12 protein-coding genes are annotated in these 15,434 nt (G+C 41.0%); 4 read left to right on the forward strand and 8 right to left on the reverse strand.

What is annotated here, in order from left to right; all coding sequences use genetic code 11:
- Window positions 1–7 precede the first annotated feature (7 nt).
- Both ACSQ6I_RS08510 and ACSQ6I_RS08515 read left to right on the forward strand, forming a co-directional pair.
- Window positions 8–1,501: a protein kinase domain-containing protein gene (locus tag ACSQ6I_RS08510; protein WP_438889915.1), complete on the forward strand. Its 1,494-nt coding sequence runs from the start codon at window positions 8–10 to the stop codon at window positions 1,499–1,501.
- 98 nt (window positions 1,502–1,599) lie between these two features.
- Complete coding sequence (locus ACSQ6I_RS08515; RefSeq protein WP_438889916.1) at window positions 1,600–1,971, forward strand: Dethiobiotin synthetase; 372 nt, start codon at window positions 1,600–1,602, stop codon at window positions 1,969–1,971.
- A gap of 134 nt (window positions 1,972–2,105) precedes the next feature.
- On the opposite strand, the gene ACSQ6I_RS08520 is transcribed toward ACSQ6I_RS08515, so the two are convergent.
- From ACSQ6I_RS08520 to ACSQ6I_RS08550, 7 genes are all read right to left on the reverse strand, one after another.
- Window positions 2,106–2,717, reverse strand: a complete 612-nt coding sequence (locus ACSQ6I_RS08520) for a hypothetical protein (protein WP_438889917.1) — start codon at window positions 2,715–2,717, stop codon at window positions 2,106–2,108.
- A gap of 262 nt (window positions 2,718–2,979) precedes the next feature.
- Window positions 2,980–4,011, reverse strand: coding sequence for a zinc-dependent alcohol dehydrogenase (locus ACSQ6I_RS08525; RefSeq protein ID WP_438889918.1), 1,032 nt, complete (start codon window positions 4,009–4,011; stop codon window positions 2,980–2,982).
- A gap of 170 nt (window positions 4,012–4,181) precedes the next feature.
- The gene (locus tag ACSQ6I_RS08530) at window positions 4,182–6,395 is read right to left on the reverse strand and encodes a CHASE2 domain-containing protein (RefSeq protein ID WP_438889919.1); all 2,214 of its coding nucleotides are present in this window, start codon (window positions 6,393–6,395) and stop codon (window positions 4,182–4,184) included.
- A 12-nt stretch (window positions 6,396–6,407) separates the two neighbouring features.
- Window positions 6,408–7,154 carry a DUF928 domain-containing protein gene (locus tag ACSQ6I_RS08535; protein WP_438889920.1) on the reverse strand — a complete coding sequence of 249 codons (747 nt, stop codon included), beginning with the start codon at window positions 7,152–7,154 and terminating at the stop codon, window positions 6,408–6,410.
- Window positions 7,155–7,451: 297 nt separating this feature from the next.
- Window positions 7,452–8,609, reverse strand: coding sequence for a beta-ketoacyl-ACP synthase (locus ACSQ6I_RS08540; protein ID WP_438889921.1), 1,158 nt, complete (start codon window positions 8,607–8,609; stop codon window positions 7,452–7,454).
- Between the two features lie 83 nt (window positions 8,610–8,692).
- Window positions 8,693–9,481 (reverse strand): peptidylprolyl isomerase, encoded by a 789-nt coding sequence (locus ACSQ6I_RS08545; RefSeq protein ID WP_438889922.1) that lies wholly within the window; start codon window positions 9,479–9,481, stop codon window positions 8,693–8,695.
- Between the two features lie 202 nt (window positions 9,482–9,683).
- The gene (locus ACSQ6I_RS08550; protein ID WP_438889923.1) at window positions 9,684–10,253 is read right to left on the reverse strand and encodes a photosystem I assembly protein Ycf4; all 570 of its coding nucleotides are present in this window, start codon (window positions 10,251–10,253) and stop codon (window positions 9,684–9,686) included.
- Window positions 10,254–10,848: 595 nt separating this feature from the next.
- Between ACSQ6I_RS08550 and psbD the strand changes: the two genes are divergently transcribed.
- Window positions 10,849–11,904: a photosystem II D2 protein (photosystem q(a) protein) gene (gene psbD, locus ACSQ6I_RS08555; RefSeq protein WP_438889924.1), complete on the forward strand. Its 1,056-nt coding sequence runs from the start codon at window positions 10,849–10,851 to the stop codon at window positions 11,902–11,904.
- Window positions 11,888–13,276 carry a photosystem II reaction center protein CP43 gene (gene psbC, locus ACSQ6I_RS08560; protein WP_438889925.1) on the forward strand — a complete coding sequence of 463 codons (1,389 nt, stop codon included), beginning with the start codon at window positions 11,888–11,890 and terminating at the stop codon, window positions 13,274–13,276. Before psbD ends, psbC begins: the two co-directional genes overlap by 17 nt.
- Window positions 13,277–13,499: 223 nt before the next feature.
- Here psbC and ACSQ6I_RS08565 read toward each other — a convergent pair whose 3' ends face one another.
- Window positions 13,500–14,933 carry an SLBB domain-containing protein gene (locus ACSQ6I_RS08565; protein WP_438889926.1) on the reverse strand — a complete coding sequence of 478 codons (1,434 nt, stop codon included), beginning with the start codon at window positions 14,931–14,933 and terminating at the stop codon, window positions 13,500–13,502.
- Between the last annotated feature and the right edge of the window lie 501 nt (window positions 14,934–15,434).

Genomic DNA, 15,434 nt, shown 5'->3' on the forward strand with positions numbered 1-15,434 from the left:
ACCTGTTATGACACTACAACTACTAAACGATCGCTATCAAGTTCTCCAAGTCCTTGGTGCTGGAGGGTTTGGGGAAACCTTTCTAGCAGAAGATACTTATTTACCATCAAAGCGTCGCTGTGTAGTCAAACAGCTACGACCAATACAAAATAATCCCCAGATTTACCAATTGGTACAAGAGAGATTTCAACGGGAAGCAGTTATGTTAGAAGCACTTGGTGGTGCAACTGAGCAAATTCCCGGCTTGTATGCTTACTTCTCCTCTGAGGGACAATTTTACTTGGTACAAGAGTGGGTTGAAGGGGATACTTTAACAGCAAAAATCCAACAACAAGGATTATTTACTGAAAGCGGTATTCAAGAATTATTAGTAAATTTATTACCCGTTCTGGATTATATTCACTCACAACATATTGTTCACCGGGATATCAAACCAGATAATATTATTTTGCGTCATCGTGATGGTAAACCTGTGCTGATTGATTTTGGTGCAGTGAGAGAATCAATGGGGACGGTGTTGAATTCTCAGGGAAATCCTACTAGTTCAATTGTAATTGGTACGCCGGGATTTATGCCCAGTGAACAAGCAGCAGGTAGACCAGTTTATTCAAGTGATTTGTATAGTCTAGGGTTGACAGCAATTTATTTGCTCACTGGTAGACAACCACAACAATTAGAGACAGATTCTCAAACAGGTGAGATTGTATGGCGAGAGTATGCTGGTCATCTTAGTTCAATGATGGCAGAGATTCTTGATAAAGCGATCGCCTATCATCCACGCGATCGCTATCCTACAGCAAGAGCAATGTTAGATGCTTTACACAGCAGCCTAGCCAAACCTATTCCGTCCACGCTACCACCAACCATTCCCACGCCTATAGTACCGATATCACCAACTATTCCCGCTCATCCCCAACTAGTTGCTAAAACTAATAATCAGAATGGTATCCTCATTGGTAGTTTAATTGCAGGTGGGTTAATCGGTGCATCTGTAATTATTGGTCAGGTGTTAACAAAATCTCTCGAATCTGGCACAGATACGGAGGTGTCAGTTTCCACAAAGAGATCAAATACAACACCCCAAGTGCAGGATACTCCCAGTATTTTACCAACTTCAGAAACTGCACCAAATCCTACACCCCAAGTTATTGCAACTCCTGAAATTACGACCACTGTTATAAACAAAAGGCTAAAAATAGAAAGCACAAATAAAAATATTAATAATTATGCTTGGCTTTCAGAAAGACAAGTTACAGATACAGATTTAGAAGATAAAAATGGCTTTGAACTAGATATAATGAGGAATACAATTTTTGCTGTTCATGGTCGCCGTTTTGATACTCCTGGTTTACAAGATTACTTTGATCAACAGCCTTGGTATAATCCCCAATATTCACCCAAGGAATTTCCGGTTAAATTATTATCGAAATTAGAGCAAAGTAATATAGATTATATTGCCAAATATCAAGACCGTTATAATATCAGATATTTTAGAAAATGAATTGTTCCAATGAGGTTTAAATTTTGATAAGCGTCTTTGCTCCTATCTTCAATGTCAGTAAGAGCAAATATTTAGAGAAACTACGATAAGCTGGATGCATGAACTACGAAATAGCCCGAAAATTACTCATAGACCAAACAATAAACGACGAAAATCCAGATACTTTCTTAAATCGTCTCAAACAAGGAAAACCTCCAGTACCAGGTCAAATAACTTCAGTTTTGTTAGCTTTGAAGGTAGTGTTTGAAGCCTTGAAAGAAACCTCTAACGTAGATAAAGAACTAGCTTATGCTTTATATAAACTAGGTATTAGAGCCTTGCAGTTATTTGCTACAGGACGCAAAGCGGGTATTGACTGGCCACCACTGTTGAAAGAAGATTTGCAACGCATTTCCCTCGCGGCAGAAAGTATATTTTCTGGTACATGGCAAACTCTGACTATTGGAGGCTATTTGAAGGATGAAGGATGAAAGCTTTATCTTCGTTAATCAGATGTTTCACGTTTAAATTCTATAATTAGGGCGGGCAAGATGCCCACCCCACAAGAGTTTCATCAAATTTAGATATGCAAAAATTAAGTATGTAGGTGTGTTTGAGCTTACTTTTAACGTGTTCTCAGTTCTGCCTCTAATTTGTCGAGATCGGCTTTAAGTAAAACTGTTATTTGACCGGCCAAAGCATTACCCTGTCTGGGTTGAGCGATTTCCACCCAATAAGCATAGCGATCGCCTAACCGCAATTCTCCCTTCAATGCTTCCCGAATTGGAGTTTTTGCCAAACGTGCCTGATTAATTGCACTCTCGTTAGGATAATCGTAAACTACCTGAGCGCGATTATAGTCTTGGTAGATATCCAAGCTATAAATTACCCGTAAAGACTCCTCAAGACGCTGAGTTGTAACGCCATTCACACCATCATACATAGTCATCCGCTCAGTACGAATTGTACTGCGGTCTTTAGTAAATGTCACCTTACCTGGAGGCAATACTGACGCTTGAAAGGTGAATCTTTGGGCTGCTGTATCACTTTTACTTACAAACAATCGCTCGCCACTTCTAGGTTTCAGCGTTGGATGGGCTTTAATCCAGGTGGTTACTTCCTCTGTGCTTTCTCCTGGTAACGCCTGGGCTGGAGAATTCAGTATAATTTCCCCAGATAAGCAAGGTATAAGGGAACAAGACAAAATTGAAAAATTACGCAGATATTTTTTTAGCATTTTTCTATTGAGATCGCAATTACCCCTAAAAAGGGAACAAAAAGGATAAGTATTCAGCTATCAGCGGTCAGCTTTTTAACGGTTACAAAAAAGATCACTAACCGATCATCTACCGATTTATCAAACATTCCGACTCCTGACTCCTGACTCCTGAATTCTTACAAAAAAGGGATGAACATAGTTTTCCCAATTTTTCCATAGCAATGAACTTTATCCCCAGATTGATCTATTATTCAGTACTACAAAGCTAAAATAATTACCATTAACACGGTAACATTGCCACTTTAATTACCTTACGTGCCTTCATATCAGCAAACACCTGTTCTAAATCTTTTAATGGGCGATGTTCACTAATTAGCAATTCAAAAGGAATCTTTCTACTAGCTATCAGTGACAATGCTGATCGTACATATTTTGGTGTATTATGAAACACGCCTTTGAGGGTCAATTCACTATAATGTAGTTGTTCTGTATTCACCGTAATTGTCGTATCTTTGGGACAACCACCAAATAAATTTACAGTTGCACCAGGACGGGCGCAAGCGATCGCTTTTTCCCACACACTCGGAACACCAGTAGCCTCTATAACTACATCTGCACCCCAACCCGCCGTTAATTCCTTCACCACACCAGGAATATCAGCAACTTGATGATAATTAAAAATCTCTGCTGCACCTAATTTTTTGCCAATTTCTAACCGTTGGTCATTTCCTCCCCACAGCAACACCTCAGCTTTTGTCTGATTACTTAAAACCCCCACAAACATCAACCCAATTGCCCCATCGCCCAAGACAACTACCCGGTCTTGAGGTTTGACATGAGAACGCCCCACCCCATGCAAAACACAGGCTAGAGGTTCAGTCATTGCGGCCAATTCAAAGGGTAACTCATCGGGAATCCGCAACATATTCTGCTGGACAATAGCTGCGGGAATTTTTAGATATTCCGCAAAAGTACCATTATTCCATGTCAAATTTGGACAGAGGGAATATTCTTGACGTTGACAAAAAAAGCATTTCATGCAGGGAGCAGAATTATTAGCGACAATGCGATGTCCCACCTGCCAATTATGCACACCAGCACCCACAGCCACAATCGTTCCCGCCGCTTCATGACCAAACAGCGTAGGGGGAGTCAACATTTTTGCATGGCCACCACGCCGCCAAACCTTCAAATCCGTACCGCAAGTAGTTGCAGCCCCCACCTTAATCACCACTTCCCCATCTGTTGGAGTGGGTTCAGGGACTGTTTCTAGGCGTAAATCTTCCTGTCCATAAAGTAACGCTGCTAACAAAGCTTTTCACCTAAGAATGAAGCTGCTAAATGATTTTACAGGATATCGTGAAAACTCGGAGCAATCAATTAAGCCTGAATCAGGATTTACAAGATTTGAGCATTTTCAAGATGAAACTAATATCCAAAAATGGCATTTGTTTGAAATAAGGAGTTTTGGACTGCTATATTTTAATCCAAATCCTGTCTTACTCTCTTGAGTCTTTGAATTCCCTTGGGAGGAATCCCTGTAAATCGAATCAAGAAATGATTATCAACAGCAGATTTTTTCATCACCTTGCCATATATGTCTGGCTCTTCTGTAAACAATGCTGTTTCTGTTAATAACTTGAGTTTGATGTTAGTTAATTTTTCTAAATCATATTCACACCGAATTTGTGCGCCATTTTGTGAAAGTCCAACTAATGACCCCGGCAAAAATTTTCCATCTACGTGTTTACCATGTAAAACGATAAATTCAATCGGTAGTTCTTCGCTTAACATCTCTATATTTTCGTCAATGTGAGGCAAAAATAGATTATATTTGCCACCGATACCACCAATTTCGTAAAGAGTAACGAGATGTTTAATCCCTTTTGGTTCTACCTGTAATTGACTATCAATTCTCAAATCAATTTTGGCATCTTTCCAAGTATGTTCAGAAATAAAAATTTGTCCTCCTACAGAATAGGATTCAATTCGCGCAGCTAAATTTACATGACTACCAATAACGGTATATTCAGCGCGTTTTTGAGAACCAATATTGCCGGCGATAACTTCACCTGTATTGATACCAATTCCCATTTCTAGAATTGGTAAATTCATTTCCTGATTTTTGGCATTTACCTGTTGCATTGCTAACTGCATCGCCACAGCACAAGCGATCGCTCTTTGAGAGTCATCATCTCGATGAATAGGCGCACCAAACATCACCAAAATGCCATCACCCATAAAATCATTAATCGTACCTTTGTACTGATTAATTACATCTGTCATCACCTCCAGATAAAGATTGAGAATTTCTACAACGGTTTCCGGGGGATATTCTTCAGAAATAGCCGAAAACCCTCTGACATCAGATACTAAAACTGTAACCTTTCTCCTTTCTCCTCCTAGCTTTAAACCAGTAGGTGTTTCTATTAAACTAGTCACAACTTCATCTGTCAGATAACGTCCAAAAGTTTTTTGCATATTGGCCGCACTACGAGCCATATACTGGGTAATAGCAATAGTTGATCCTGCTAATGCCAACATTGGCGGCACTACAGGAATCCACCAGCCAGCTAAGAATGCTAGAAAAGAACAGGCAATCAAAGCACTACCAGCCAGCAAAATATTAACAGTAATTAGAGATATATTATGACGTTGCTGCCAACACAATAGAGCGCTAATAGTTGACCATAGCAAAATCCACAGCCATTCTACAGTGTCACTCCAAGACTGAATTAAAGGACGACCATCTAAAGCTGAACTCAAAATTTGACTAGTTAAATTAGCATGAATTGTTACACCCGCCATCCTTTCTGGAGCAGCGAAAACTTGACTGGTGTAAGGTGTCAAAAAGCTATCTCTTAAACTCTCAGCAGTTGAACCAATTAGTACCACTTTTCCTTGCATCAGATTTGGTGAAATTTGGTTCTTTAAAACTGCTGTCAAGGAAACTGTGGTAAATTGCTGTTGACGACCCCGGTAATTCAATAGTATTTGGTAGCTACCAGCTTTTGCTCTCACATAAGCACCATCATTAGTCTGAAATCTAGGAAAAACACTCCCACCTAATTGTAGATAATTGGGATTATTGGTTGCTGCTTTTTCAGTAATACCTTCAGATTGCAAGTACAACAAAGCCAGTTTTAGACTAAAACTTTCTAAAATATCATCATTATCTAAATATAGGTAAAGCATTCCTCTGCGGATTTTACCATCCCCATCTGGAGGTAAATCATTTCCTCCCACTTGTTGGCGTTGCTTCAAAATAGGTGATGGTTCAACTAAAGAACTATCTATACTTTCAAATACTTTTTGGATGCCAATCAAGTTGCGGGTAGATTCAAATAACTTAACCAGGTTTTGATGACCAGGATTAACTGCTAAGTTACGATAAACGTCTAAACCGATAGCTCTTGGTTGTTGCTGCTTAATCTTCTCTAATAAATCAGTCAGCACTGCATCAGAGATAGGCCAACTTCCCTGATTACTGATGTCTCTTTCATTAATTTCAACTATAACTATGCGATTATCAACTGGTTCTTGTGGGCGAAGAATAAACAATTGATCTAAAGCTGTTAATTCTAGAGATTGAAGCAATCCAGTCAAACGTAGTGCTATGACAATAAATGTGACATTGGGAACGGCAATGAAAACACCCCGCCATTCCCACATTACTCTTTTCAGTGTTTCCCACATAAGAATTGTTGTTTAATTCTTGGTTGTGCAAGAATCAATTAATGGCTCAGATGCGATGTTAATCAATTCTACAGAGTCCAAAAATTTTCGCCAATTCCGCTTGACTGTTAAATCATTTGGCTGAGTGCAACGTAATTTAACTAAAGAAGTTAATGCTTCGTGCCAAATTCCAGCTTCTGCATAGAGTGTTGGTATCTGGTGTAAGTCTGATTTGGCTAGGGAATCTGATAAAGTTAAATCTGGTTGGGTACGTTTTACAAAACCTTCTACATAAGGATTGTTGCTAGATTCTTCAGAATCGCAAATCAGGGTTAGATACCAGTGGTAAGTAGTATTTATTTGCAGTGCAGGAGCATTTGTCGGCAGAGTAAAACTGATAATTCCTGGTTGGTCGGGAAGAGTTAAAGTTGTTTTATAAATTACTTGTTCGTCTCCAGAAGCCAAAATTGTGAACTCAGCAGTTTTAACTGGAGTTGGAGGCACAGACCAATAAAAAGTAGGATATTCATTGAAGGTCAACCCTGATTGATTGGTAGGGAGTAAGGGCTTTATTACTCGTTTATCCTTGATACATGAGGAGCTACGAGTTGCAGCACCAATGGTGGGAGGATTAGGTTGATTATCTACTGGAGGTTTAAATTTTTGACTTATTTGCCAAGTTTTTTGTGTTGGGTATGACTGAGCCAGTACGGATGGTGCTTGAGAATATACGGTGAAAGAAAATGCCAAAAAACATAGAGATGCCTGGAGCCATTTCATGGTTCAATAATCTCCTTGATTAATTATTTTATACTTTACTACGGTATTTTTATTTGATTTTTGTTGGCGTGTGCGCTCTGCAATTAAAAACTGAGTACAGCGTTGAATTCTCCTCTTCCCTTCTAGGAGTTGCCTTTGGCAATGACTTGAATGAGTGAATATTATGTAATACAAGGCGTTGATTGCGATTTACGAACTGCCTTAATGAATTGGTATTTTTTATACAGGGATTAAAGTTTTGTAGACGTAATATTTAACAGCGGTGTTCCCACTAACAGGGTTAAATATAGCACTTCATTAAAATTTATTTTTATGACTTAAAGCGATCGCAGTATTTTGTCCACCAAAACCAAAACTCAAACAGAGTATCCGCTGCACTTCACTATCTCTTGCGGCTGTGACGAAATTTAAATCAAATTCTGGTTGCTGTAATCCCACACAAGGGGGTAATTTTTTATGTTTTAAAGCCATGAGCGAAAAAGCCACACCCAAGGCTCCTGATGCTCCTAGTGTATGACCTGAACTGCCTTTAGTGGAGCTAATTGCTACTTTTGAAGGAAATAAATGCTGGATAATTTTGCCTTCGATCCGGTCATTGAGGAGCGTGGCCGTACCATGAGCATGGATGTAGTCTATATCAGCAGGGGTGAGGCAACTACGTTGTAAACATTGCTTGATGGCTGCGATCGCACTTTTTCCTTGATGTTCTGGTTGATTGCTATGAAATGCGTCTGCTGTCAAACCAAAACCCAGAATTTCACCATAAATATTTGCTTGACGTTGGTTTGCTAATTCTGCTGATTCCAGAACAAACACTGCACCACCTTCTCCCAAAACTAACCCTTCACGGTGTATATCAAAGGGATAAGCGCCTGTTTTTGCTAAAGCACCCATTTGTTGAAATCCACAGATAGTCAAAGGGGTAATTGGTGCTTCCACTGCACCTGCGATCGCTCTTTGACATTGCCCCGTTTGAATTAACATAGCCGCTTGGGAAATTGCCCAAATCCCTGTAGCACAGGCCGCCATTGGTGCTAAAACAGTACCTGATGCGCCGATTTTTCGAGCTACAGCGATCGCATTCATGTGTGGTAAGGTATCCAACCAATTCTCTAAATTTAAGGCTCCTGGAAGGCAATCTTGACCATACATTTTCTGCGCTAACTTCTCCCAATCTGCTTGATAACCACGACTAGAACCAATTACCACAGCACAATCAGGTAAAGGCGTTACTAATTCAGCATCTTGCAAAGCAGAATTAACAACCATCTGAGTTAACGTCTTTAAATCGGATGGTTGTTGAGCTATTAAACCTAGAGGAATTTTTAAGAGTTCTGGAAATGGCTGATGTAATTTAATACCAGTTTTACCTAGGAGCAAATTTTGCCAGCTATCCTCTAAGCTTTCACCTAAAGCAGAAACTAAACCAATACCAGTGACAACAACCCTAACCAATTTTAGATTTTAGATTTTGGATTTTAGATTGTGCCAGTTGTCAGCGTTTTTATAACAACCGACAACTGACAACTGACAACTGACTACTTACCGGGGGTTTTTAAGTTTTCAGCACCTTGAGTGACTTTCGCAGAGTTAATGCGATCGCCTTGCTGAATTTTATTAACTACATCAAAGCCATCGGTGACATAGCCAAACACAGCATAATTACCATCCAAGAAGCCCAAATCTGCCAATGCAAAGTAAAACTGAGAAGAAGCAGAATCAGGTGGTTGCGATCGCGCCATTGCTACTGCACCTAGTTTGTGCGTCAACACAGGTTTATTAGTAATTGTTTTACTGTAAACAGGCTGTTCTGCACCTTCTGGCTTAATTTCCAGTGGTATACGGCGTTCAGTCCCAATTTTTGGGTCTATATAGCCACCTGTTCCCCATCTTTCTGGTGAACTCTTGGGATCTTTACTTTGGGGATCACCACCTTGAACTACAAACGGCTGAGGTTCTCGCACAACCCGATGGAAAACTAAACCGTCGTAAACACCTTTTTGGACTAAATCAACAAAGTTGCCAGCAGTAATGGGAGCATTAGTACCATCTACTTCGATGGTAATTGGTGCGCCATTAACTGTCATCACAACAGTAGCCTTACCTTCGAGGCGTGGTAAATCTTTCATTCCCGCAATACTCTCACTACTAGTTTCTGATACCGTCGTCGCTTCAGTATTTGACTTGGAGCTTTCCTCAGTTGTATTTGAGGTAGCTGTGGAAGTTGGAGATGTATTAGAAGCTACTTTTTCTGTTGTACATCCTCCCAGCATCAAACCACCAATCATCAACAGAGCAACTAAAAATTGTGAAAATTTTAACCGCATTGCCAGTTACTGATTCAACCAGAGTATCTTAGCCTCTCTTCGCAATTTTAGATTTTGGATTTTAGATTTTAGATTGAGAATTCTCGCAGTCATTCCGTTACATAGGTTTAAACTAATAGACACTATTGGGATTTTGTATCCTGAGACGGTAGATTTTTGATTTACCACCAATTCAAAATCCAAAATCTAAAATCCAAAATTCTTAGAGTCCTTCTAAAGGTACTGACAAAAAGCGGGCTAAATCAGCACCTTGAGTTTCTAAATCAGCTAAAGATAACGGTTGACCTACTCGTGTCAAAGGAATATCTCGTCGTCCTTTAACTCGTAGATAAAGTGCGCGTTGGGGATTTAGACCTTCCTTAATAGAGATGCGTACAGATTGCACGTCTTGGATACGGTTTTCAATCTCAATTTGGCGGTTTTTTCCAGGAAAACCCCATCGAAAGATTTTGAATTTACCAGTTTCCTGATTGAATTCGTTATAACCCCCACCAACATCCCATAGAATAACTAGCCACAGGTATAAAGCTAAGAGCAACCCAGCTAGTCCATACAAGCCCATAACCAATCCTTGGGGTACAAATATCAATTGAGTTGGATCGGTGACAATGAGTAAATTGACTTTGAGATAGCTGGAGATACCAGCCAATAAAAAGCCAGATGCCCCCAAACTAACGATAGTTGCCCACCAGTAGTTACTAAACCGACGAGAACCGAGGACGCTTTGATGCAGGAGTCCATCGCCTTTATTAATCGTTGTTGATGCCATCATGGAACTACCTTGGCCTGTGAGATATTCTCTTTAGAAGTCTGCCACTTGAACAGTCGGTATTGCAAGTTTTGACCGAAGAAAGACAGAGGGTAGGAAGCAGAAGGTTTTAGAGAGCCACTCATGGTTCGAGAGCAAGTGACGTACTCATAACAATGAAGCAACTTTTATCCCCAGAAAAATTTTTGTAAGATTTATGAGAAAATGTGTGTCAGATTGTTAAAATTTTGGTATTCATATTAATATCAAACCCAAACAAGACAAGAATCCTTAATTACAATTACCACAGATAAGTTGTAGCACGTCAAATACCCCATTGATTTGCGTGTCCCCAGCGCAAACCCTGATTAATGTGATAAGTTAAGAATCATTAAGTTACCACAATCTAGAGTTTTAGTTAGTGGTACGCGTAATGGCATAATCCTGAGAAATGCCTAATTGTCAGGCATTAGCTTCTCAGAATTACAGCCACGCACAAGTGGTAAAAAGTCTCAAAAAACGTTTAATTCCTCGCGGTAGTTGCCCCAAATCAGTAAATCTGACTAAGGTACAGCCCTAAAAACGTGGCAATTTTAGTAAAAAAGAGGATTTTAATTCAATGACCATCGCAGTTGGACGCGCCCCAAGTAGAGGGTGGTTTGACGTATTAGACGACTGGTTAAAGCGCGATCGCTTCGTATTCGTAGGTTGGTCAGGAATATTATTATTCCCCTGCGCCTTCCTCGCACTAGGCGGCTGGCTAACCGGCACAACCTTCGTCACCTCCTGGTACACCCACGGACTAGCATCCTCCTACCTAGAAGGAGCTAACTTCCTCACCGTAGCAGTATCCACACCAGCAGACAGCATGGGACACTCCCTGTTGTTACTCTGGGGACCAGAAGCCCAAGGCGACTTAACCCGTTGGTTTCAACTAGGTGGCCTATGGCCATTTGTTGCCTTACACGGAGCCTTCGGTCTAATTGGCTTCATGTTGCGTCAATTTGAAATCGCCAGACTAGTAGGAATTCGTCCTTACAACGCACTTGCGTTTTCAGGACCAATTGCAGTATTCGTCAGCGTTTTCTTGATGTACCCCTTAGGACAATCAAGCTGGTTCTTTGCACCCAGCTTTGGTGTAGCCGCAATCTTCCGGTTCTTACTATTCCTGCAAGGGTTCCACAACTGGACACTCAACCCCTTCCACATGATGGGTGTAGCCGGAATCTTAGGTGGAGCATTACTGTCGGCAATTCACGGAGCCACAGTAGAAAACACCCTGTTTGAAGATGGCGAAGGTTCCAACACCTTCCCTGGATTCAACCCCACCCAAGCCGAAGAAACCTACTCAATGGTGACAGCAAACCGTTTCTGGTCACAGATTTTCGGTGTTGCTTTCTCCAACAAACGTTGGTTGCACTTCTTCATGTTGTTCGTACCAGTCACAGGCTTATGGATGGCATCCGTAGGCATTGTCGGCTTGGCACTCAACCTGCGGGCTTATGACTTCGTTTCCCAAGAATTACGGGCAGCAGAAGACCCAGAGTTTGAAACTTTCTATACCAAAAATATTTTGCTGAACGAGGGTATCCGCGCTTGGATGGCTCCTCAAGACCAACCCCACGAACAATTTGTATTCCCTGAGGAGGTATTACCTCGTGGTAACGCTCTCTAATAGATCATCAGTTATTGGCGGCGGACGAGACCTAGAATCAAGCGGTTTTGCTTGGTGGTCAGGTAACGCTCGTTTAATTAACCTATCTGGTAAACTACTTGGCGCTCACGTAGCCCATGCTGGTTTAATCGTCTTCTGGGCTGGAGCAATGACTTTATTTGAAGTTGCTCACTTTATCCCAGAAAAGCCCATGTACGAACAGGGCTTGATTCTTCTACCTCACATCGCCACTTTAGGTTGGGGCGTTGCCGCAGGCGGTGAAGTTATCGACACCTTCCCCTACTTTGTTGCTGGTGTACTGCACTTAATTTCTTCTGCCGTACTGGGTTTTGGCGGTATCTATCATGCCGTTCGTGGCCCAGAAACCTTAGAAGAGTACTCCTCTTTCTTTGGTTACGACTGGAAAGACAAGAACAAGATGACCAACATCATCGGCTTCCACCTCATCATCTTGGGATGTGGTGCGTTGCTGTTAGTGCTGAAGGCTATGTTCTTCGGTGGTGTATACGACACTTGGGCTCCCGGCGGTGGTGATGTTCGCGTCATTACCAACCCCACACTCAACCCAGCGGTGATATTTGGTTATTTAATCAAATCTCCCTTCGGTGGGGAAGGCTGGATTGTTAGCGTCGATAACATGGAAGATGTTATTGGTGGTCACATCTGGATTGCCTTAATTTGTATTGCTGGCGGGATTTGGCACATCTTCACCAAGCCTTTTGCTTGGGCTCGTCGTGCTTTTATCTGGTCTGGTGAAGCTTACCTCTCTTATAGCTTGGGCGCTCTATCCTTGATGGGTTTTATCGCCTCAACTATGGTTTGGTACAACAACACTGTTTACCCCAGCGAATTCTTCGGTCCTACTGGTCCCGAAGCTTCTCAAGCTCAAGCTTTAACCTTCTTGATTCGTGACCAACGCTTAGGTGCTAACGTTGGTTCTGCTCAAGGACCGACAGGTCTAGGTAAATACTTGATGCGCTCTCCTACCGGTGAAATTATCTTCGGTGGTGAAACCATGCGTTTCTGGGATTTCCGTGGCCCTTGGTTAGAGCCTCTACGTGGTCCCAACGGACTTGACTTAGAAAAAGTCAAGAACGATATTCAGCCTTGGCAAGCTCGTCGCGCTGCTGAATACATGACTCATGCTCCTCTGGGTTCTTTGAACTCTGTAGGTGGTGTGGCTACTGAAATCAACTCTTTTAACTATGTATCTCCCCGTGCGTGGTTAGCTACCTCTCACTTCGTGTTAGGTTTCTTCTTCCTCATTGGTCACTTGTGGCACGCTGGACGCGCTCGTGCAGCTTCTGGTGGTTTTGAAAGAGGTATTAACCGCGAGACTGAGCCAGTTATGTTTATGAATGACCTTGACTAACGACTAAGTTGTGATCAGGTTTTTTCATCACTGACAATTAATTTTCCTGCTCTTGCTCATAGCAAGAGCTTTTTTTATCACTGAGTTTAAAAGATTTAAGGATTTCACTGAATGAACGCTTTTTTGATAGCTGTTATAAAAAACTAAGCCTGCTCATGCAGGCTGAAATCTTATATTCTCAATGAGGGGAATTGAAAAATTTTCCCCAATTGTCAACCTTAATCTAGAATCCAAAAAACAACCTAACAATACCCAAAATAGTACCCAAAGGACCAGCTACAGTATTTACTGTATCACTGGTTTTAGCAATACCAGAACGGCCGACTACGACAACATCATTATTGCGAAGTATGGGATTGCTTTCTTCATTAATTTCTTTTGAGAAATCTATTTTAACTATACGTTTAGATACAGTACCATTGGGATTGAGGCGAATTAAATCTACCGCAGCACTACTAGCTCTAGCATCATTAAACCCACCAGCGGCAAGTAATGCCTGATTTAAAGAGCTATTGGGCTGTAAATCTGTTAATCCAGGTTTTTTAACTTCTCCTACTACCCCAACTTGAATTTTTGCTGGTGACAAAGTAGTGGTAGCTAATTGAGTAGCTTCGGCTGTGTTAATATCTGTTGCTGTGGGAACAACGATTGTGTCTCCATCTTGCAACACTACATCTTGATTCAGATCCCCAGTCTGCAATAATTCCCAGAGATTAACATTTAAGCTTTGTTCTGAGCCGATTCTTGTAGGACGACGGATTTTAATACTACGAACATCCGCTTGTGATGTAATTCCCCCTGCTAGTTGAATTGCTCGCATGACAGTTGGTAAACCACTTCCAGGGGCTACAGTACCTCCTTCCGTAGCAGAAGCACCTGAAGTAACAAGATAGGAACCGGGTCGGTAAACTTGACCTGTAATGGCTACGGTGCGGGGTGAACTTTGACTAGCTGCATAGTTAGTTGCAAATAAATTGCGGGCTTCAGCAACGTTGAAATCCGTGGCGGTGGGTACAACGATGGTGTCTCCATCTCGTAGGGTAATATCTTGCGATATCCTGCCTGTTTGAGTGAGTTCCTTCAAGTTAAAACTGACAACTTGCTCACCAGAACGTCCTATTTTACGGCGTAATTGTACTTTAGTGACATCTGCTGCTAGTGTTACCCCTTGGGCTGTGGTCAGTGCAGCTAATACGGTTGGGTATTGTACACCTGGAGTGTCTCCTCCACTTCCTTCTAAGCTAAGAGTGTAAGATCCTGGTCGTGTTACTTCTCCGGCTACAAACACATTGATGGGACGAGAGGATAACAAATTCACAGAAATCAGGGGACGTTTAAGAAAACGAGCATATCTTCTGGCTATTTCGTCAGATGCCTGTTCTGTTGTTAATCCCAGAACGGAGATGCTGCCAATTAAGGGCATATTAATCGCACCACCAGGGGGAACTTGGTATTCACCTGTATATTCTGGTACTTCAAATACATTAACGCGAATGCGATCGCCACCCCCTAACAAGTAATCTGTAGATATACTCGAAGATGATACTGGTTGTTGCTGCGCTAGACTAACAGATGGTAAAGCGATATTGACAGTCGTTAATAAAACTACAGCCGTAGTTGAATGGGTGAAAATTTTCCACAAATGTATATTAAGCATATTTACCTGAGACTCAGAGACTACGATCTGTAAAGTATTGTCTAGACATTTTAACGTTGACTTTACTTATTTATTGAAGTTCCTCAACACTGCTATTTTCCTAAGTAATCTTGATTTTCCGGATATAATTTAACGGGGAATTCTGAATTTTTAGTGAAGTTAATTTAAAGCGGAACTCAGTGAGAACAATTTAATTGATAACGATTAGAGCAATTTTTATGCAAATAGTCAATAGTCAAGAATCAAAATTTATATTTATAGTTCATACTACTCTGGCAATTTATGCAAATAGTAAATAATCAAATTAATTAATGGCTATTAACACTACAGTTTAAATGATTTTTTTAACTTCGATGCAGTAGCTAAAATAACTATTGTAAATTATCAGTCAGGTTCAAAATAGCAGTGTTAGACAAAACATAATCCTTACTTATGCTGTTTTACTACCTGCAAAGGAAAATTAATTATACATTTTTGCAATATTATTCAGGCGATAACATC

Origin of the sequence: Anabaena sp. WFMT (assembly GCF_051781005.1) — a bacterium.
Taxonomy (GTDB): Bacteria; Cyanobacteriota; Cyanobacteriia; order Cyanobacteriales; family Nostocaceae; genus Anabaena.